The organism is Cellulomonas hominis, from assembly GCF_014201095.1.
In the GTDB taxonomy this organism is placed as follows: Bacteria; Actinomycetota; Actinomycetes; order Actinomycetales; family Cellulomonadaceae; genus Cellulomonas; species Cellulomonas hominis.
Window position 1 is genome coordinate 1834617 of record NZ_JACHDN010000001.1, and the last position, 19979, is coordinate 1854595.

The 19979-nt window shown below is 76.5% G+C and carries 17 protein-coding genes and 1 pseudogene; 8 read left to right on the top strand and 10 right to left on the bottom strand.

The window, feature by feature from the left end; translation table 11 throughout:
- Window positions 1-58: 58 nt before the first annotated feature.
- From HNR08_RS08675 to HNR08_RS08685, 3 genes are all read right to left on the bottom strand, one after another.
- Window positions 59-541, bottom strand: coding sequence for an NUDIX hydrolase (locus HNR08_RS08675; protein WP_146834468.1), 483 nt, complete (start codon window positions 539-541; stop codon window positions 59-61).
- A 70-nt stretch (window positions 542-611) separates the two neighbouring features.
- Complete coding sequence (locus HNR08_RS08680) at window positions 612-1349, bottom strand: hypothetical protein (RefSeq protein ID WP_146834465.1); 738 nt, start codon at window positions 1347-1349, stop codon at window positions 612-614.
- 68 nt (window positions 1350-1417) lie between these two features.
- The gene (locus HNR08_RS08685) at window positions 1418-2266 is read right to left on the bottom strand and encodes a PhzF family phenazine biosynthesis protein (RefSeq protein WP_146834462.1); all 849 of its coding nucleotides are present in this window, start codon (window positions 2264-2266) and stop codon (window positions 1418-1420) included.
- Between the two features lie 56 nt (window positions 2267-2322).
- Here HNR08_RS08685 and HNR08_RS08690 point away from each other — a divergent pair.
- Window positions 2323-3264: pseudogene (locus tag HNR08_RS08690) on the top strand (Gfo/Idh/MocA family protein); the annotation flags it as partial.
- A 59-nt stretch (window positions 3265-3323) separates the two neighbouring features.
- Here HNR08_RS08690 and HNR08_RS21645 read toward each other — a convergent pair.
- Entirely contained in the window at window positions 3324-4583 is a 1260-nt protein-coding gene (locus HNR08_RS21645) for an APC family permease (RefSeq protein ID WP_146834459.1), read from the bottom strand.
- Between the two features lie 167 nt (window positions 4584-4750).
- Between HNR08_RS21645 and HNR08_RS22300 the strand changes: the two genes are divergently transcribed.
- Window positions 4751-6277 (top strand): glycoside hydrolase family 43 protein, encoded by a 1527-nt coding sequence (locus HNR08_RS22300; RefSeq protein WP_146834456.1) that lies wholly within the window; start codon window positions 4751-4753, stop codon window positions 6275-6277.
- A 331-nt stretch (window positions 6278-6608) separates the two neighbouring features.
- On the top strand, window positions 6609-7121 hold the full coding sequence (locus HNR08_RS08705) for an SRPBCC family protein (protein WP_146834453.1): 513 nt from the start codon (window positions 6609-6611) through the stop codon (window positions 7119-7121).
- 50 nt (window positions 7122-7171) lie between these two features.
- On the opposite strand, the gene HNR08_RS08710 is transcribed toward HNR08_RS08705, so the two are convergent.
- From HNR08_RS08710 to HNR08_RS08725, 4 genes are all read right to left on the bottom strand, one after another.
- Window positions 7172-8512, bottom strand: a complete 1341-nt coding sequence (locus HNR08_RS08710) for a glycoside hydrolase family 30 protein (protein ID WP_146834451.1) — start codon at window positions 8510-8512, stop codon at window positions 7172-7174.
- Between the two features lie 11 nt (window positions 8513-8523).
- A complete protein-coding gene (locus HNR08_RS08715; RefSeq protein ID WP_146834448.1) occupies window positions 8524-9810 on the bottom strand; it encodes an MFS transporter in 1287 nt (428 codons plus the stop codon).
- Window positions 9811-9955: 145 nt separating this feature from the next.
- Window positions 9956-10891: a cation efflux transmembrane domain-containing protein gene (locus tag HNR08_RS08720; RefSeq protein WP_210736666.1), complete on the bottom strand. Its 936-nt coding sequence runs from the start codon at window positions 10889-10891 to the stop codon at window positions 9956-9958.
- A gap of 202 nt (window positions 10892-11093) precedes the next feature.
- Entirely contained in the window at window positions 11094-11837 is a 744-nt protein-coding gene (locus HNR08_RS08725; protein WP_146834443.1) for an alpha/beta hydrolase, read from the bottom strand.
- A gap of 27 nt (window positions 11838-11864) precedes the next feature.
- On the opposite strand from HNR08_RS08725, the gene HNR08_RS08730 reads away from it, so the two are divergent.
- Window positions 11865-12641, top strand: a complete 777-nt coding sequence (locus HNR08_RS08730) for a hypothetical protein (RefSeq protein ID WP_210736665.1) — start codon at window positions 11865-11867, stop codon at window positions 12639-12641.
- 22 nt (window positions 12642-12663) lie between these two features.
- On the opposite strand, the gene HNR08_RS08735 is transcribed toward HNR08_RS08730, so the two are convergent.
- Both HNR08_RS08735 and HNR08_RS08740 read right to left on the bottom strand, forming a co-directional pair.
- On the bottom strand, window positions 12664-14046 hold the full coding sequence (locus HNR08_RS08735; protein WP_146834437.1) for a UTP--glucose-1-phosphate uridylyltransferase: 1383 nt from the start codon (window positions 14044-14046) through the stop codon (window positions 12664-12666).
- A 55-nt stretch (window positions 14047-14101) separates the two neighbouring features.
- The gene (locus HNR08_RS08740; RefSeq protein ID WP_246802951.1) at window positions 14102-14725 is read right to left on the bottom strand and encodes a TetR family transcriptional regulator; all 624 of its coding nucleotides are present in this window, start codon (window positions 14723-14725) and stop codon (window positions 14102-14104) included.
- Between the two features lie 106 nt (window positions 14726-14831).
- Here HNR08_RS08740 and HNR08_RS08745 point away from each other — a divergent pair, with 106 nt between their 5' ends.
- The 4 genes from HNR08_RS08745 to HNR08_RS08760 are packed head-to-tail and all read left to right on the top strand — an operon-like array spanning window position 14832 to window position 19913.
- Entirely contained in the window at window positions 14832-16478 is a 1647-nt protein-coding gene (locus HNR08_RS08745; RefSeq protein WP_146834434.1) for an ABC transporter substrate-binding protein, read from the top strand.
- Window positions 16479-16483: 5 nt separating this feature from the next.
- Complete coding sequence (locus HNR08_RS08750; protein WP_146834431.1) at window positions 16484-17497, top strand: ABC transporter permease; 1014 nt, start codon at window positions 16484-16486, stop codon at window positions 17495-17497.
- Entirely contained in the window at window positions 17494-18345 is an 852-nt protein-coding gene (locus HNR08_RS08755) for an ABC transporter permease (protein WP_371862361.1), read from the top strand. The genes HNR08_RS08750 and HNR08_RS08755 overlap by 4 nt, the downstream gene beginning before the upstream one ends.
- Window positions 18342-19913 carry an ABC transporter ATP-binding protein gene (locus tag HNR08_RS08760; protein ID WP_146834428.1) on the top strand — a complete coding sequence of 524 codons (1572 nt, stop codon included), beginning with the start codon at window positions 18342-18344 and terminating at the stop codon, window positions 19911-19913. The genes HNR08_RS08755 and HNR08_RS08760 overlap by 4 nt, the downstream gene beginning before the upstream one ends.
- Window positions 19914-19979: the final 66 nt, after the last annotated feature.

The window sequence follows — 19979 nt, forward strand, 5'->3', positions numbered from 1 at the left end:
CCCCCGCCTGGGGACCACGCACACCCCGCCAGCCTGTGGAGGACTCGGCGCCCCGTGATCACGCGGCGAGGTGCGACTCCAGCCTGTCCAGCAGCTCTGCCTGCGCCGTGACGACCATCCCGCGCGCCTCGTCGAGGGGCCACCACCGCAGCTCGTCGATCTCGGGGAACGTCATCGTGCGTCCGCTGCGCGGCGGCCACTCGACGGTGACCTCGCTGACCGGCCCGCGCGGTGCGGAGAGGTCGAGGTCGGCCGCGCGCGCCCACGCCCGCACGACCTTCCCGGCGCGCTGACGGACCTCGCCGAGGTCGACGTCGGTGCCGTCGGGGGCCGGGAGGCCGACCTCCTCGGCGAACTCCCGGAGGGCGGTGGCGTGCGGGTCCTCGTCGGGCAGCGGCTCGCCCTTCGGGATCGTCCAGGCGCCCTGCTGCTTGCGCGCCCAGAAGGGTCCGCCCATGTGCCCGAGCAGCACCTCGGTCCGGCCGTCCGGTCCACGGCGGTGCAGGAGCAGGCCGGCGCTGGTCCGGGCGGGAGCGGTCACCGGGCCATCGTGCACCCGCCCGGCTCGCCCGGCCCGCCCGCCTCGCTCGCCCCGCCCGGGCGGACGAGGATCAGCAGCCCGCCGCGTCGTACCGGCAGAGCAGTGCCCACGCCTCCTGGGCCCGCGCGGTGACGGACTCGCGCGCCGCTCCGACGGTGCTCTCGCCGCCCTCGAGCGCGACGAGTGTCACGGCCGCGCCGCGCCGGGTGACCGCCAGGTAGCTGCCGAGCGCCCCGTCGAGCGACGCCTCGTCGACGGCGGTGTACGCGGTCGCCAGGCTCGCGCCCTGGGCGCCGACCTCGACGGTCTCCCGGACGTACGCCGACCCGCCCTCCGCGGCCGTGGCCCCGGCGGCGCACGCGTCGAACGCCGCCGCGAGCCGGTCGGCCTCCGCCACGGCCGCGTCGGCGTCGGGGAGGACCGCGACCTGCTGGACGCCGATCTGCGCCTCGTACTCGCCGTCGCCGTGGACGGCGGTGCGCATCGCGGCGGCACCCTCGGGCGCCCCGGCGGCGCACGCCTCGGGCAGGCGCCAGGCGACGACGCCCGCGCTCTCCTCGCGCGGTCCGCCCGGCGGGTCCCAGGCGGTCTCGGGGAGCAGGTCGGTGGTCGTGAGGTCGGTCGCGACGGAGGGCGTGGTCGTCCCGGGCGCGGACGGGCTCGGGGCGCTCGTCGCGGGTGGCGCCGTGGTCGTCGTCGGGTCGTCGGTGGCTCCGGTGCCGTCGGCGTCGCCCGCGCAGCCGGTCAGCAGCAGGGCGGGGACCAGGGCGCAGGCGGCGAGGGCCGGGAGTCGCGTCGAGGTGCGCATGACCTCCACCCTCGCAGCGGCCCGCGGTTCGCGCGCGGCGAGGGGTGACGTGGCAGGGACTGCCGCGCTCAGATCTGCACGGTCCCGTCGATGCAGGTCACGCTCGCGCCGCCGATCCAGATGGTGCCGTCGGCGTCGCGCTCGACGTGCACGCGGCCGGCGCGTCCGAGCGCGGTCCCCTGGGCGGCGACGTACGTGTCCGGGGCCCGGCCGGTGCCGATGAGCCACTGGGCCGCGACGGCGTTCAGCGATCCGGTGACCGGGTCCTCCGGGACGCCGATGCCGGGCACGAACCCGCGCACCTCGAACGCCGCGGGGCCGCCGGAGGGGTGCGGGCCGACGACGCCGACGTGCGCGTCCCCGAGCGCGGCCCAGTCGGGGCGCAGCGCGAGCACCCGCTCCGCGGAGTCGAGCAGCAGGATGTTCCACCGCGGCCCGTTGTCGACGAACCGGTGGTCGACCAGCGCGTCGGGGGGCAGCGCGAGCGCGGCGACGGCCCGCTCGAGCACGTCCGCCGGCACCGGGGTGTCGGCGAGGGGGGCGGGCGCGGCGAACCGCAGCGAGCCGGAGCCGGCGTCCCGGCGGATCGTCACCAGCCCGACGCCGCACTCCTGCACCACGTCGCCCGCCGCCGGCCGGCCCCCGGCGGCGAGCCACGCGTGGCAGGACCCGAGCGTCGGGTGCCCCGCGAAGGGCAGCTCGCCGCCGGGGGTGAAGATCCGGAGCCGGTAGTCCGCGCCGGGGACGGTGGGCGGGAGCAGGAACGTCGTCTCCGACAGGTTCGTCCAGCGCGCGAACGCCGCCATCTGCTCGTCGGTGAGCCGGTCCGCGTCGTGCACCACCGCGACCGGGTTGCCGCGGTACGGCTCGCGGGTGAAGACGTCGACCTGGGTGAACCGGTGCGGGGCGGTGGGCATGGGGGCCACGGTACGGGCGCGCGGCGGGGTCGGTGGCGCGGACTAGGGTTCGACGCATGGCAACGGTGCGTCTCGGAGTCCTCGGTGCGGCCCGCATCCTGCACGACGCGGTGGTCGCGCCCGCCGCGCAGGTCCCGGAGGTCGAGGTGGTGGCCGTCGCGGCCCGCGACCGCGAGCGCGCGGCCGCGATGGCGGAGCGGGAGGGCATCGCCCGGGTGCTGCCGGACTACGACGCCGTCCTCTCGGACCCCGACGTGGACGCGGTGTACGTGCCGACCCCGGCGGCGCTGCACGGCGTCTGGATGCGGCGGGCGATCGCGGCGGGCAAGCACGTCCTCTGCGAGAAGCCCTTCACGGCGAACGCGGCCGAGGCCGAGGAGGTGGCGGCCCTGGCGGACGGGTCGGGCCTGGTCGTGATGGAGGCGTTCCACTCGCAGCACCACCCGCTGTGGGCGCGCCTGCGGGCGCTGCTCGCGGACGGGGCGGTCGGCCAGGTCCGGGAGGCCGAGGCGGACTTCTGCGTCGACATCGCGGACCGGTCGGACATCCGCTGGCAGGAGCCGATGGGCGGCGGCGCCCTGATGGACCTCGGCGTCTACCCGCTGCGGCTGCTCACGCACCTGCTCGGCACGCCGGAGGTGCGGTCGGCCGTCGCGCAGGACGTCGACGGGGTGGACGCGGAGATGACGGTGCGGCTCGACCTGCCGAACCGGGTGTCCGGGACGCTGCGGGCGAGCATGGTCGAGACCGCGCGCCCGCGCGCGTGGGCCCGGATCACCGGCACGACCGGCAGCCTGACGATCGACCAGCCGTACGGGCCGCAGCACGGCGGACGGGTCGTCGTCGAGCGGGACGGCGGCAGCGTGGAGGAGGCCGCCGACCCGACGCCGTCGTACGTGTTCATGCTCCGGACCTTCGCGGACGCGGTGCTCCGCGGCGCCGACCCGGTGTCGGGCACGGCGCAGGCCGTCGAGGCCATGCGGGTCGTGGACGCGGCGTACCGGGCGGCGGGGATGCGCCGCGGGAGCCGGCCGCGGCGGCCTGACGAGCGCGCGACCTACTGCGGGGCCCTGTCCGCGCGCAGCCGCACCGCCCGCACCGCGACGCCGGCCGCCAGCACCGCCGCGCCGCCGAGCACGGCCGCCGGCGGCAGCGTCACCGCGAGCACCACGCACCCGGCTGCGCCGAGCACCTGCAGCGCCCGCGGGAACCGCCGGTGCGCCCGGTCCTGCGTGAGCGCCGCGAGGTTCGCGACCAGGTAGTACACGAGCACCCCGAACGACGAGAACCCGATCGCCCCCCGCAGGTCGACTGTCGCCACGAGGACGGCGACGACGACCCCGAGCGCGACCTCCGCCCGGTGCGGCACCCGGAACCGCGGGTGCACGGCGGCCAGCGCGCGCGGCAGGTCGCCCTCCCGCGCCATGGCGAGCGTCGTGCGACCGACGCCGGCGACCAGCGCGAGCAGCGCCCCGAGGGACGCGGCGACCGCCCCGACGCGGACGACCGGCGTTACCCACCCCCAGCCGCTCGCCTCGGCCAGGGCGGACAGCGGTGCGGGCGTCGCGGCGGTCCCGCCGGGGCCCAGCACCGCGAGAAGCGTCCCGCCGACGACGGCGTACACGACGACGGCGATGCCCAGCGCGGCCTGGATGGCCCGGGGGATCGTCCGCGCGGGGTCCCGGACCTCCTCACCCATCGTGGCGATGCGGGCGTACCCGGCGAACGCGAAGAACAGCAGCCCGGCGGACTGCAGCACGCCCGCCCAGCCCGGGGAGGCGTCCCCGGCGGTGACCCGCGCCCACGAGGGGTCGCCGCCCGCGAGTCCCGCGAGCACCACGGCGGCCAGCGCCGCGAGCGCGATCCCGACGACCACGCGGGTCAGGCGTGCGGTCCGCGTGACCCCGCGCAGATTCACGGCGGTCAGCGCGAGCACCGTCCCGACCGCGACCGGGCGCTGCCACGCCGGGGGCACCGCGTACGCCGCGACGGTCAGCGCCATGGCCGCGCACGACGCCGTCTTCCCGACGACGAACGCCCACCCCGCGAGGAACCCCCACCAGGGCCCGAGCCGCTCGCGCCCGTACACGTATGTGCCGCCGGAGGTCGGGTACTGCGCCGCGAGCTGCGCCGACGCGGTGGCGTTGGCGTACGCGACGACGGCGGCGATCCCGAGGCCCGCGAGCAGCCACGCCCCGGCAGCCGCCGCGGCGGGCGCGAACGCGGAGAACACCCCGGCCCCGACCATCGACCCGAGCCCGATGAGCACCGCGTCGCCGGTGCCGAGCCGTCGTGCGAGCCCCGCCGTGCCGCCCATCCGCCACCCGTCCGTGCGCCCGTGGCCCGGCCGCCCCTCGGCCCGGCGGGGTCAGTCTGCACGAGCCGGGTGACGGGCCGGTTACCTACCAAGTGGTAGGTTAGGCGCACCGACCGCCCGACCGCCCGACAGCCCCACCTCCGCCGACGACGACGAGGAGCACGTCCGTGCGCAACCCGCTCATCCCCGGTTTCCACCCCGACCCGAGCGTCTGCCGGGTCGGCGACACCTACTACCTCGCGACGTCGACGTTCGAGTACCTGCCGGGCATCCCGGTCTTCCGGTCCACCGACCTCGTGCACGTCGAGCTCATCGGCCACGTCGCCGTCCGCGACGGCCAGCTCGGCACGCCCGGCGTCCCCACCGGCGGCGGCACCTGGGCGCCGACCATCCGGCACCACGACGGGCGGTTCTGGCTGGTGGTCCCGGACATGATGGGGACCGGCCGCGGGAACGTCCTGTTCACCGCCGACGACCCGGCGGGCCCGTGGTCCGACGGCGTCGTCATGGACGTGTTCGGCATCGACCCGGACATCGCGTGGGACGCCGACGGCACCTGCTACGTGACGATGTCCGGCCTGGGCTTCGCCGACGACGGCACCGCGCAGCACCTCGGCATCACGCAGGTCCGGATCGACCCCGGGACCGGCGCTGCGCTGAGCGAGCCGATCTCGCTGTGGTCCGGCACCGGCGGCATGTTCCCCGAGGCCCCGCACCTCTACGAGGTCGACGGCACCTGGTACCTGATGATCGCCGAGGGCGGCACCGAGCGCGGGCACGCCGTGACGATCGCCCGCGGGCCGTCGCCGGAGGGCCCCTTCGAGGGCGCGCCGCACAACCCGCTGGTCACCGCCCGCGGCACCGACCGCGCCGTGCAGAACACCGGCCACGGCGACCTGGTGCAGCGGCCCGACGGCACCTGGGCGATGGTCCTGCTCGGCACCCGCCCGCGCTCCATGACCCGCGCGTTCGCGCCGATGGGCCGCGAGACGTTCGTCGTCCCGGTCACGTGGGAGGACGGCTGGCCGCACGCCGAGCCGGTGCTCCTCGACGAGCGCCACGGGCCGGTCGCGCGGACCATCGCCTTCCCGGCCGCGCCCGGCGCCCCCGCCGTGCTCGACGGGTTCGACGGCGAGGTCCTCGCGGTGCGGGCGTTCCCGCGCGACGTCGCCGACCTCGCCGCCCGGCCCGGCTGGGCGCGGCTCACCGGCCGCGGCGCCGGCATGGCGGACGAGCACCCCGTGTTCCTCGGGATCCGTCAGTGCTCGGAGGGCGCCGAGGTCACGGTGACCCTCGACGTCGCGGCCGGCGTCGGCGGGCTGTCCATGCGGTACGACGAGCACTCGCACCTCGACGTGGAGGCCACGGCCGACCTCGTGACGATGACGATGACCGCGCGCGGGCTGCAGCAGTCCTGGGCGCGCCCGCGCACCGCCCCGGGCGGCGAGGTCCGGCTGCGGATCGTCGCCGACCCGCCGCCCGTCGGGCAGGCCGTGCTCGGGGCGTCGTGCGACCGGCTCGTCGGGCTCGTCGAGGACGCGGGGGAGTGGGTCGAGCTCGGCAGCGTGGACGGGGCGTTCCTGTCGTCGGACTTCACCGAGTCGTTCACCGGGCGCGTGGTCGGGCCGTACGCCCGGGAGGGCGTGGTGGACGTCCGGACGATCGAGTACGCCGGGCAGGACGTCCGGCGCTGAGCCCCTCGGGTGCGGTCAGGCGGTGGCGAGCTCGCGGTCGATCGCCGCGCGGATGACCTCGCTGCGGGGTCCGGTGGTCACGGGCCGCGAGGGCGTCCAGCGCGCGCAGGCGTCCGGGGTCGAGCCGCACGGGCACGACGACCGCAGCGTCGTCGCCCGACGACGGGAAGACACCACGGCGCTACGCCGTGGGCCGGTCGTCCCCGGGTCGCGCGCCACGTGCTTCTCCCGGTCGCGTCGTCCCCCCGGACGGAACGTCGCGGTGCGCGCCGAGCCCTGCGCGAGCGGGCCGGTGGCACAGTGGTGCACCGGGTGAGCGCGAGGAGGAGCCATGTCCGCACGACCGACCGGGCGCTGCGAGCGCCGCGACGGCGTCGACCTGCTGGTCCTGGAGCGGGACCTCGACCTGCCGGTGCAGGAGGTCTGGGCCGCGGTCACCGACCCGGGCCGGCTCGCGCGCTGGTTCGGGACCTGGGACGGCGATCCCGCGTCGGGCCGGGTGCGCGTCCGGATGACCGCCGAGGGCGAGGACGTCGAGGCGGCCGAGTGGGAGGTCCGGGCCTGCGAGCCGCCGCACCGCGTGGCCCTGCACAGCGCGGACGCGTACGGCGTGTGGGACGTCGAGCTCACGGTCGCGCCGGCGGGCGCCGGCGCGCGGCTCACGTTCGCGCAGGTCGTGCACGACCCCGCCGCGCTCGAGAACATCGGGCCGGGGTGGGACTGGTACCTGGACCGCCTCGTCGCGGCGGAGACCGGCGGGGACCCCGGGGCGCTGGACTGGGACGCGTACTACCCGGCCCTCGCCGCGCACTACCGGGCGGTCGCGTCGACCCTCGACCGGTAGCGCGCGGCGGGCGGTGCGTGGCGGTCAGCGCGCGGCCGGCAGCGCGCGGCTCAGGCCAGCACGAACGTGTTCAGCGACCGCGGCGCCAGGGTGGCGGTGAACGCCCGGGACGGGTCCGCGGGGTCGGTGAACGCGAACGCCTCGGCGCGGTCGAGCGCGTTCTGCACGACGACGGCGAGCGAGCCGTCGGGGTTGAGGTACGCGGAGCCCTGGGCGCTCCACCGCCCGGTCACGCCGAGCCGGGCCGCGCCGGGGCGCACCGCCGCCGCGTAGTGCTTGAGCACGTAGTACTCCGGGTTCCGCATGAACGTGCGGGCGTCGGGGTCGACCGTGATCAGGGAGTTCTGCGGCCAGCCCCACGTGCTCAGGCCGCCGGGCTCGAGGGCCATGTTCCAGTACGTGTACCCGGTGGCGCCGTGCTGCAGGTAGTGCCGGACCAGGTGGAAGACGTACTCGGCGTCCTCCCACGCGTTGGACCCGAAGCCGCACTCGGACTCCGTCTGCATGATCTCCAGCTCGGGCCACGCCTCGCGGGTCCGGGCGATGGCGTGCTGCCCGGCCCACTGGTACCCGATCCCGGCGATGTGCCGGCGGGCCTCGTCGTCGAACAGGATGTGGTCGACGTACCGGGCGTAGTTCGTCAGCTTCTGGCCGGTCGCGGTGAACGCCATGTCGTCCGGGCCGTTGAGGGTGCCGAGGAAGATCCGGGTCGGCAGCCCGGCCGCCTCGAACGCGGGGCCGAGGTGGTCGCGGATGAACACCCGCAGCTGCTCGGCGGTCCACACGCACGACGGGAACTTCTGGTCGGCGAACACCTCGTTCTGCACGTGCAGCTGGCTGACGGTGATCCCGCGCTCGGCGTACGCCTGCACGAACCGCACGAGGTACCGCGCGTAGGCGTCGAGGTTCTCCGGCGTCATGACGAGCGTGCCGTGGTTGTACGCCGGGGGGTTCTTCATCCAGGTCGGCGGGCTCCACGGGGAGCAGTGCAGGACCATGTCCTCCTGGTACCGCTGGGCCCGGCGGATGAACGGGATGACCCGCTCCTCGTCCCGGTCGACGGAGAAGTGCTCGAGGGCGTGGTCCCCGGGCGTCTCGTCGTAGGAGTACCAGGACGTCGCGAAGTCGTTCGCGCCGACGGCCGAGCGGTTCACGCGGAGGTTCAGCTCGTCGGGGCTGAACAGCTCCCGGTAGACGGTCTCCTGGTCCTCCGGGGACAGGGCGCTGATCGCCCGGTGCCCGAGCTCGTTGAACGTGCCGCCGAACCCGTGCAGGGTCTGGCCGCGCTCCCCGGTGAGGGCGAGGCCCTTGCCGGCCGTCGCGCCGGGCGCGGGGGCGCCGCCGTCGGCCCACCGCCGGTCGGGGGTGGACACGGTCCACGTCGTCGTCATGGCGGGCCCCTTCAGCGGACGGACCTGATGCGGGTGATCGCGAACGCGCCGAGCAGCGCGGCGGCGATCGAGACCGGGAACACCAGGCCGTACCCGCCGGTCGCGACGACCAGCGCCGAGGTGATGAGCGGGCCGACGGTCTGGCCGGCCGTCGTCGACAGGTTGAGGATGCCGAGGTCCTTGCCGGCCTCCTCCTCGTTCGGCAGCACGTCGACGTTCAGCGCCTGGTCGACGGAGGTGTACACGCCGTACCCGAAGCCCGCGATCCCGGCGAACAGGAACATCCCCGCCGGGGTCGGCCAGACCCACGGCATCGCGATGCCGACGGCGAACAGCACGCTGGACACCACCACGGGGAGCTTGCGGCGGCCGATGAGGTCGGACACCGGGCCGGACACGACCGAGCCGGCGAGGGACACGACCAGCAGGATCACGGACATCGTGGCGATGGTGACCTGGGCCTGCTCGGTGGTCTGCCCGACGTGGTCGCGGACGATGTAGAGCTGGTACGCCATGACCATCTGGTACGAGACCAGCATGAACAGGCGGCCGACGAACGCGAGGTAGAAGTCCGGGGCCTTGCGGGGCGGGCGGAACGACTTGAGGAGCTCGCCGAGGCCGCCGGCGGCCGGGGGCAGGTCGGTGGCGGGCTTCTCGCGGGGCCAGACGACGAGGGCGATGACGGCGGACAGGGCCATGAGCACGCCGCCGAGCACGAACCCGGGGACCGTGTGCGTGAGGAACACCGCGCCGATGAGCGCGCCGATCGGGGCACCGCCGGACAGGCCCGCGCCGTAGAAGGCGGACATCGTGCCGCGCAGCTTCGCCGGGACCCGGTCGGCCAGGACGGCGACCGCGGGTGCGAGCATCATGTTGAGGCCGACCATGCAGAGGCAGTAGACGACGGTGATGGCCGCGGCACTGGTCAGGACCCCGATGGCGAACAGCGACGCGCCGCCGATCAGGCCTCCGGCGAGGATCCACGGGGCGCGGCGGCCGAACCGGCTGCGGCTGCGGTCCGACAGGTTGCCGAACACGAGGTTCGACACCAGGGACACGATCGCCGTGACGGCGCTGATGGTGCCGAGCAGGGTCTCGGGCGAGGCGACGCCGATGTCGAGCAGGCGCTGCGGCAGCAGCACCGCGGCGACGATCTGGAGGCCGATGATCCACAGCCCGCCGAAGACGAAGAAGCCGGCGCCGAAGCGCAGCGTCCGGGCGCGGGTGAACGGGGTCCCGGTGTCGGGGGCGAGGTCGTCGCGCGCCGGGGCGGTGCCGGCGGCCAGTGTCGCGTCCATGCAAACCTTCTTCGGCCATGGGAGTCGGACGGCTCCACGTTGAGACGTCGTGGCACCGGGGCGCCACCACTACCTACCGCATGGTAGGTAGTGGAGAAATTACGACCGACTGGTCGGGATGTCAAACGTCCTGCTGGGCCGCCCGTCAGAGCGCCAGGCCGGGGTCCGTCGTGAGCTCGACGGTGGCCCACACGTCGTACGGCAGCGCCTCCAACCGGTCGACGACCGCGTGCCGGACCCGGTCCTCGGCGGCCACGTCCCAGGGCCCCGGCTCCACGACGAAGTCCACCTCGACGTACAGCCGGCGTCCCAGCTTGGTCGCGCGCACCAGCGCCTCGGGCAGGTCGAACTCGGCCCGGGCCGCCGCCACCGCCGCGTCCACGGCGTGCGCGACCTCGGGCGGGGGAGCGCCCTCCAGGAGCTCGTGCATCCCGTCCCGGACGAGCCGCACCGGCAGCGGCGCGATCAGCACGACGGCGAGCAGCAGCAGAACCGGGTCGACGTACCCGGCCGCCGTGGCGTGCCCGCCGCGGTCCAGCAGGGTCCCGACGACGCCGCCCAGCGCGACGCCCGCACTCAGCCAGGCGCCCGCCCGCCAGGACACCACCTCCGCCAGGGCGAGCTCCGAGTCCGGCGCCCGGCGCCGCAGCCACGCGGCCACGCCGGCGCTGAGCACCGCGGACGCGACGCCGTACGCCAGCAACCCGAGGGGGTCGCCGTCCGCGCCGCCGGCGACCAGCGTGCCGACCGCGTCCGCGACGCCGTACAGCAGCGTCGCGACCAGCGCCGCGCCCTGCATGGCCACCGCGAGCGGCGTCGCCGCGTGCCGGCCGAACGGGTACCGCCCTCCCGGTGCCTGCTCGGCGGCCCGGGACGCGAGGGCCGAGACCCCGACCAGGGCGATGCCGGCCACCGTGTAGACGCCGTCGAACAGGATCACGCCCGAGCCCGCGACCACGCCCCACACGGCGGCGGCGGTGCCGATGACGCCCGCCGCGGCCGCCGAGCCGAGCAGGGCGGTCCGCTCGCGGCGCAGGGCGGCGGCGGTGCCGGGGACGGCGTCGGACGTGGCGTCGGGCACCGGTGACCTCCGGGTCGGCCCGCGGCGCGCGCACGGGGTCCGTCCGGGCAGTCTGGCGCGCGGCGCGCGGCCCCGTCGAGCGGCGGGGGGTGATTGCCACCGCGGGTGCGCGCTCGCCATAGTGGCGAGGACGGCGCACCGGCCCGCGGGGCCACCGCGTCACGGGGGCGGGGGCGGGATGCGGCCGAGACGGCGGGCGGGATCAGCTGTCGCCGGCGGCCGCCATGCGGTGCTCGAAGAACGTGAGCGCCTCGGGCAGGGTCGCCGTCGCGGTGGTCCACGAGTGCCCGAGCCCGGGCTCCACGACGAGCTCGACGTCCACGCCGCGGGCCTCGAGCCGCGCCGCGAGGTCGCGCGCCGTCCGGCCCACCTGACCGTCCGCCTCGCGCGAGCCGTACGCCAGGAGGACGCCGAGCGCGTGCGGCAGCGGCACGGTGTCCGCGTAGACGTCGGGCGAGTGCGCCGCGACGTCCGCCGGGCCGGCGAGCTGGTGCTCGCCGCCCGCCCCGGGCTCGCCGTAGGGCATCGTCGCGAGGATCGTGCCGTAGAGCTCCGGGTGCCGCAGACCCTGGTCCAGCGCGCAGTACGCCCCCGACGACATGCCGCCGATGCCGCGGTACCGCCAGTCGTCGGCGACCGGGTAGTGCGCGTCCACCCACGGCACGACGACGTCGGTGAGGTAGGTCTCGACCTGCGAGCCGCCGTGCGCCGAGTCGAGGCAGGACGACTCCGCGATGTCGACGGCGTTCACGTCGGGCGACACCACGATCACGGGGCGCACCCGTCCGCTGGTGACCAGGTCGTCCAGCACGCCGGGCAGGCCGGCGGCCATCCAGTCGTCCGACGAGCCGGGCGTCCCGTGCAGCAGGTACAGCACCGGGTAGCGGACGGCGCCGGACGGGTCGAAGCCCGGCGGGGTGTAGACCCAGGTCTCGCTGTCCGGCATCCGGAGGTCCGCGGGGACGGGGACGTGGTGTCCACGATCCTGCAGGCCGTCGCCACCCGGCGGGCCTCCGGGCTCGCGGCCGTGCGGCAGCCGCTCGTCATCGGCGGGTTCGCGATCGACGGGGCGGCGTGGCTGCTGTCGCTGCTCGCGCTGGACCACCTGCCGCTGTTCGTGGTGCAGGCGGTGCTGGCGTCGTCGCTGGTCGTCGTGGTGCTGCTGGCCAGCCGGGTGCTCGGCGCGCGGCTGCGGCGGGCGGACCGCGCCGCGATCGGGGTCACGGTCGCCGCCCCCGTCGTGCTGGCCGCCGGGGCCGGGGAACAGCCGGCGCCCCCGCCGCCGGCCGGGTTCACGACCGCGATGCTGGCCGCCTCGGGGGCGCTCGCGGTCGCGGCCGTCGCGGCCGACCGGTCCGGGCCGCCGGTGCTGCTGGCCGTGCTCGGCGGCCTCGGGTACTCCGGCGCCGCGGTGGCCGCACGCGGGGCGCACGCGTCCGGCGGGCTGCTCGACACGCTCTGGCAGCCGCTCGCGCTGGTGATCGTGGTCTGCGGGGTCGTCGGGGCGCTGGCCTACCTGCGGGCGCTCGAGCGCGGGCCGGTCGGGGCGGTCGCGGCCGTCGTGTCGGTGCTCGAGGTCGTGGTCCCCGGCGCGATCGGGGTGCTGGTGCTCGACGACACCGTGCGTGCCGGCTGGGGGGTGCCGGTGCTGCTCGCGGTCGCCGCCGCCGTCGTCGCGTGCGGGGTGCTGGCCCTCAGCCCCGCGAACGAGGCGGCGTCCGCGGAGGAGGCCCCGGCCGGCCGGGGCTGACCGGGCCTCCCGCGCGGGTGCCTCAGGCGCCGAGCGCCGTCCCCGCGGGGATCTCGCCCGGGGCGCCGTCCGCCGGGACCGTCGCGTCGCCGGTGGCGACCACGTCCGCGCCGAACGTCCAGTCCCCGCGGACCGTGAGCGACCGGGCGCCGCGCAGCGACGGGGCGCCCGCCGCGAACCGCTCCTCGAACCGGCCGACGGTCTTGTAGACCGCGGGGTCCAGGTCGACCAGCGGCGCCTTCCCGACCGCGAGCCGCAGCGTGCGGTCCTCGGCCAGGTCGTACGCGTCCGACCGGATGAGCAGCAGGTCGTTCGTCGTCTTCACCGGCAGGAACCGCTCGCGGCCCACCGCGATCGCCGTCGCGCCCTCGAACACCTCGATCGCGGCGCCCATCGCGGTCTCGACCTGGAACACCTCGGGCGACCCCGGGTCGGTGGGGTCGACGGTCTTGACGTTCCGGATCAGGGGCAGGCCGAGCACCGCCCCGCGGGACTCCAGGGCCGCGGCGAGCTGCTCCAGGTCGAACCACAGGTTGTTCGTGTGGAAGTACGGGTGCCGGTGCTCGTCGGTGAAGTAGTCCATCTCCTCCGGCGGCGTCTGCGCGGTGTCCCGCAGGATCAGGCGGCCGTCCGACTTCCGGACCGCCAGGTGCCCGCCCTTGCGGTCGGCCGCCGTGCGACGGCACACCTCCGCGGCGTACGGGGCGCCGGAGGCCGCGAACCAGCCGGCGATCGTCGGGTCCGGCGCCGCGCCCAGGTTGTCGGAGTTCGAGATCGAGGCGTACCGGAACCCGGCCTCCAGGAGCCGCCGCAGCACCCCGGACGCGAGCAGCGCCGTGTACAGGTCGCCGTGCCCCGGGGGGCACCACTCGAGCGTCGGGTCCGCCGGCCAGGAGACCGGGGTCAGGTCGTCGGTGCGGAGCTTCGGCTCCTGGTTCTGCAGGAAGTCCAGCGGCAGCCCGTCGACCTCCAGCCCGTCGTGCCGGGCGAGCGCGGCCAGGGAGTCGTCGCGCGTGCGGAACGAGTTCATCAGCACCAGCGGCAGCCGCACGCCGTGCTCGGCGCGGGCGTGCTGCACCTGCTCGACGATGAGGTCGAGGAACGACCGCCCGTCCCGCACCGGCAGCAGCGACTTCGCCTTGTCCATGCCCATCGACGTGCCGAGGCCGCCGTTCAGCTTGATGACCGCCGTGCGGCCGAACGCCTCGCGCGCCGCCTCGGGGTCGATCTCGACGTCCGCGAGCTGCGGGGGGTCGAGCAGGGGGTCGATCGTGTCCTCGGGGATGAGGCCGGTGGCCCCCGCCTCGAGCTCGCGGTAGTAGTGCGTGAAGACCTCGATCGCGGTGGGGTCGACGCCCGCCGCGGTCATCTTGTCCTGGGCCTGCCGGAGTCCGGAGTCGCTCATACGGGCGATCCTAGGAACGAACGCGGGGGCGGGCACTCCCGTCCCGAGAGCTCCGTCAGCGCAGCGCGGGGCGCACCGGTGCGAGCGCGCGGTCCAGGAGGTCCGGCAGCCGGGTCCGGTCCGCGCCGGCGTGCGCCCACGCCTCGACGGCCGCCACGAGCGCCCCGGCCCAGGCCGTGCCGGCGACGCGCGCGTGCAGCGGGTCGGTCCCGCGGGCGGCCGCGTAGCCGGCGAGGACGGCGCCGAGGTCGGTGGTGCGGCGGGCGGCGGCCAGGCGCAGGTCGTCGCCGAGGCCCATCGCGTCGGCCTGGGTGAACGCCAGGGCCACGTGCTCCGCGGGCAGGTCGGCGGCGAGGTCGCGCAGCGCGGCGGCCAGCACGTCGCCGGCCGGGGTCGCGGGGTCGGCGGCCGCGAGGGAGGCCCGGAGCCGGTCGACCCGCTCGTCGAAGCCCGCCCAGAGCAGGTCCGCCTTGCCGGGGAAGTAGTTGAAGAACGTGCTGCGGGAGACGCCGGCGCGCTGGGTGATGTCCGCGACGGACGTGGCGGCGTACCCGCGCTCGAGGAACAGCTCGCCGGCGGCCTCCTCGAGCATCGCGCGCGACGAGGCGGGCGGGCGTCCGGCGCGACCGGCGCGTCCGGCGCGGCCCGTGCGGGGCTGGCGGGGGTCGGCGGTCGGCACCGCGTCATCGTAGGACGAGCATCACACCGCCCGTGGGCAGCCGGGACGCCGCGGGCGACCTATTGTTGGACGCCGTACAACAACGTCGCACCCTGAAGGTGGAGCCGTGACCCGTCCCCTCCGCACCCGCGCCGGCGCCGCCGTCGCCGCGGGCCTCGTCCTGACGCTCGCCGCCTGCACCGGCGGGTCGGACGACGCGTCCACCGGCGGCGGCACCCCGGCCGAGGGCGGCACCCTCGTCTACGCGACCGGCGACGCCGAGCCGACCTGCCTCGACCCGCACGTCGGCGGCAACTACCCGCAGGCGCTCATCAGCACGCAGTACCTGGAGCCGCTGGTCGGCCGGGACGCCGACGGGACGATCCTGCCGTGGCTGGCGACGGAGTGGACCGTCAGCGACGACGGCCTGACCTGGGACTTCACGCTCGCCGACGACGTCACCTTCACCGACGGGACGCCCTTCGACGCCGAGGCGGTCAAGGCGAACATCGAGCACCTGCAGGACCCGGACACCGGCTCGTCGACCGGGTACCTGGCCGTGCAGAAGGTCGAGCAGGTCGAGGCGGTCGACGCCACGCACGCCCGGTTCCACCTCTCCGCGCCCGACTCCGCGCTGCTCGAGTCCCTGAGCCAGCAGTGGACCGCCATGCAGTCGCCCACGGGGATCGCGCGCGGGACGGACGAGAACTGCGCAGCCCCGGTCGGCACCGGCCCGTTCGTGGTCGAGGACTGGGTCCGGCAGCAGCAGGTCGAGCTGGTCCGCAACGAGGACTACGTCGCCCGCGACCCGCAGGCCGAGAACGATGGCCCGGCGCACCTGGAGCGGATCGTCTGGCGGTTCATCCCCGACGCCGCCACCCGGTACGCGGCCCTGCGCTCCGGCGAGGTCCAGGTGATCGACAACCCGCAGCCCGACGCCATCGCGCAGGCGGACGCCGGCGGCGACATCGCGCACATCGACGCGCCCCGCCCCGGCTCGGTGAACCGGATCGAGCTGAACAGCGCCCAGCCGCCGTTCGACGACATCCGGGTCCGCGAGGCGTTCGTCCGCGCGGCCGACCCCGAGCCCGGCATCGAGACGCTGTTCGCCGGCACCGCGACCCGCTCGTACTCCCCGCTGTCCAGCGTCGAGCCCACCGCCTTCTCCGAGGAGGACCTGTTCGGCACGGACGTCGACGCCGCCGAGGCCCTGCTCGACGACGCCGGCTGGACCGGGCGCGACGACGACGGCTACCGGACGAAGGACGGGCAGCGGCTCACGGTGCGGTTCCCGGTCAGCACCAACCAGTCGGTCGCCGCCGAGCAGTCGCTGTTCGAGCAGATCCAGGCGAACGCCAAGGCCGTCGGGTTCGACGTCGTGCTGACGCCGCTCGACCTGTCCGCCTGGTACGGCGTCCTCGGCGCGCACGAGTACGAGGCCGTCTCCGCCCCCTACACGAAGGTCGGGCCGGACGTGCTCCGGATCCTCTACCACTCCGACGGCACCGTCCCGGCGCCCAGCGGGTACTTCGCGAACCACGCCGGCGTGACCGACCCGGCCCTGGACGACCTGCTCGACCGGGCGTCGGCGACCGCGGACGACGCCGAGCGCGCCGACCTGTACCGGCAGGCCCAGCAGATCGTGCTCGAGGGGTACTACATCCTCCCGCTGTACGACCAGCAGAACCACTTCCTCACCAGCGGGGTCACCGGGGTGCGCACGCTCGACACCGTCGCCACGCCGACGTTCCTCGACGCGCGCCTGGGGGCCTGACGGCGGTGCGGCGGCCGCGCGTCCCGGGCTGGCTGCGCTGGCTGCTGCGCCGGGTCGGCTCGGTCGTCCTCGTGGCGTGGGTCGTCGCGACGGTCGTGTTCTTCGCGCTCCGGGCCGCCGGCGGCGACCCCACCGAGGCGCTGCTCGGCGGACCGGGGTCGCAGGCCGGCCCGGAGGCGGTGGCCGCCGCGCGCGCCCAGTACGGGCTCGACCAGCCGCTGCTCGTGCAGTACGCCGTGCAGGTGTGGCGGGTGCTGACCCTCGACCTCGGGGTCTCGTACGCGCGCAAGGTGCCCGTCGCGGACCTGCTGACCGAGCAGCTCCCGGGCACCCTGCTGCTCGCCGTCCTCGCGCTGCTGCTGGCGTGGGTGCTGGCGCTCGCGGTCGCGACGGCGGCGGTGCGGGCGACGGGCCCGGTCGGGCGGGCGTGCGCCGCCCTGCTGCGCGGGGCCGAGGTCGTGGCGGCGGTGCTGCCGCACTTCTGGCTCGGGGCCGTGCTGATCGTCGTGTTCTCCTCGACGCTCGGCTGGCTGCCCGCCACCAGCAGCGGGACCGACCTCCGCGGGCTGGTGCTGCCCACGGTGACCTTGGCGGTCCCCGTCGCGGGGTTCCTCGGGCAGGTCATGCGGGACTCGCTCGACGAGGCCACCGCCGCGCCGTTCGCGACCTCGGCCCGCGCGCGCGGCGGGTCGCCGGTCGGCGTGCTGTGGCGGCACACCCTGCGGCACGGGGTGCTGCCGGCGGTGGCGCTGTCCGGCTGGGCGTTCGGGTCGCTGCTCAGCGGGGCCGTGGTGGTCGAGACGCTGTTCGGCCGGCCCGGGCTCGGGCGGCTGCTGCTCGACGCGACCATGCAGCGGGACGTGCCGGTCGTCGTGGGGGCGGTGGTCGTGGTCGCGGTGGCCTACGTGCTGGTGATGCTGCTGGTCGACGTGGCGGAGCGGGTGCTCGACCCGCGGCTGCGCGCCGTCGCGTCCCTGCCGGCGACGGTGCGCCCCGGCGAGCCGGCGGTGCTCGGGTGAGCGCGGTGACGGCGGTGGCGGCCCGGACCCGGACCCGGACCGGTGCGGCCGTGGCCGGTCTCGGCGTGGCGGGGGTCCTCGCGCTGCTCGCGGCGGCCTGGATGGCCGTCGCCGTGCTCTGGCCGGACGCCCTCGCCCCCGGCGACCCGAACGCGATCGACGCGCGCGCCGCCTTCACCCCGCCCGGTGCGGCGCACTGGTTCGGCACCGACGAGTCCGGCCGCGACGTCTACACCCGGGTCGTGCACGGGGCCGCGGCGTCGCTCGGCATCGGCGCGGCGGCCACCGCGATCGGGGTCGGCGCCGGGATGGTGCTCGGCTTCGCCGCCGGGCTCGGTCCGCGGTGGCTCGACGCCGGGGTGAGCCGGGTGCTCGAGGTGCTGTTCGCCCTGCCCACCCTGGTGCTGGCGCTGCTGCTGGTCGCGGTGCTCGGCGCCGGCGTCGAGGCGTCGGTGCTGGCCGTCGGCGCCGCGACCGCCCCGGGGTACGCGCGGATGCTGCGCGCCCGCGTGCGCTCGGTGGCGGGCAGCGGGTACGTCGAGGCGGCGCGGCTCGAGGGGCACGGCCCCGGGCGGGTGCTGAGCCGGCACGTGCTGCCGAACACCCTGTGGCCGCTGGTCTCGGTCGCGACGCTCGGCATCGGGCAGGCCGTGGTGTGGGTGTGCGCGCTGAGCTTCCTCGGGCTGGGCACGCTGCCGCCGTCCCCGGAGTGGGGGGCGATGCTCAACGCCGGCCGCGTCTACATCGACACCGCGTGGTGGCTGACCGTGTTCCCGGGCCTGGCGATCACCGTGACCGCCGCCGCGCTGACCGTGCTCGGCCGCCGCATCGGGGCGGTGGCCGCGTGACCGCCGTCCTGGACGTGGCCGGGCTGCGCGTGGGCTTCCCCCGCGGCGGCGAGGTGCTGCACGGCGTGGACCTGCGCGTCGAGGCGGGCGAGTGCGTCGCCGTCGTCGGCGGGTCGGGCGCCGGCAAGTCGGTGCTCGCGCGGACGCTCGTCGGGCTGGCGGCGGAGGGCGGGCGCGCGGACGTGCGGGCGGACCGGTTCCACCTGCTGGGCCGGGACGCCGCCGCCTTCCGCCCCCGCGACTGGCGCGCCGCCCGCGGCCGGGACGTCGGCCTGGTGCTGCAGGACGCCCTCGGGTCGCTGGACCCGCTGCGCACCGTCGGCGCGGAGGTCGGGGAGGCGCTCGCCCTCCGGCGGCCGCGGCCGTCCCGGGTGGAGCGCGCCGAGCGGGTGCTCGCGGCGCTCGCGGACGCCGGCCTGCCGGACCCCGCGGTGCGCGCCCGGCAGCGGCCCGGCGAGCTGTCCGGGGGCATGCGGCAGCGCGCGCTCATCGCGTCCGCCCTGGTCGCGCGGCCGCCGCTGCTGGTCGCCGACGAGCCGACGACCGCGCTCGACGCCACCGTCGCCGCGCGCGTGCTCGGCCTGCTCGCGGACCTGCGCGACGCCGGCACCGCGATCGTCCTGGTCACGCACGACCTCGGGGCGGTGGCCCGGGTCGCGGACCGCGTGGTGGTGCTCCGCGACGGCCGGGTGGTGGAGACCGGCCGGACGGCCGCGGTGCTCGGCGACCCGCGCTCGGCGTACACGGCGGAGCTCGTCGCGGCCGCGCGCCTCGGGGACGGGCCGGGACCGGTGCCGCCGCCGGGGGAGGTGCTGCTGGCGGGCCGCGGCCTGCGCCGGGCGTTCCCGCTGCCCGGCGGCGGGCGGGTCGAGGCGGTCGCGGGCGTGGACGTGGAGGTGCGCGCGGGCGAGGCGGTGGGGCTGGTCGGGGAGTCCGGATCCGGCAAGACGACCCTCGCGCGGCTGCTGCTCGCGGCCGACACCCCGGACGCCGGCGAGGTGCTGCTCGACGGGCGGCCGTGGTCCGCGCTGGGTGAGCGGGAGCGGCGGCCGCTGCGGCCCGGCGTGCGGCTCGTCCCGCAGGACCCGCTGGGCACCGTCGACCCGCGGCTGACCGTCCGCGCGGTGCTGCGGGCGGCGCTGGCCACCGGCCCGGCCGGCCGCGCGGGTGCCACCGACGCGGCCGCCGCGGAGCTGCTCGCCCGCGTGCACCTGCCCGCCACGGTGCTGGACCGCCGGCCCCGTACCCTGTCGGGGGGTCAGCGGCAGCGGGTGGCCATCGCCCGGGCGCTGGCCCCCGGGCCGCGGGTCCTGCTGCTCGACGAGCCCGTGTCGGCGCTCGACGTGCAGGTGCAGGCGGCGATCCTCGACCTGCTCGTCGAGCTCCGGCGGGAGTCCGGCGTCGCGATGGTGCTGGTCTCGCACGACCTGGGCGTGGTCCGGCGGGTCTGCGACCGGGTGCTGGTCCTGAGCGCCGGGTCGGTCGTCGAGCAGGGCCCCGTCGCGGAGGTGTTCGCGACCCCGCACCACGCGGTCACCCGCGACCTCCTGGCGGCCCGCGCGGTCTGACGGGCTCCCTCGCCCCCCGCCCTCGCCCGTCCCCCGCCCGGCACCTGGCGCACGGGGCGCACGGGG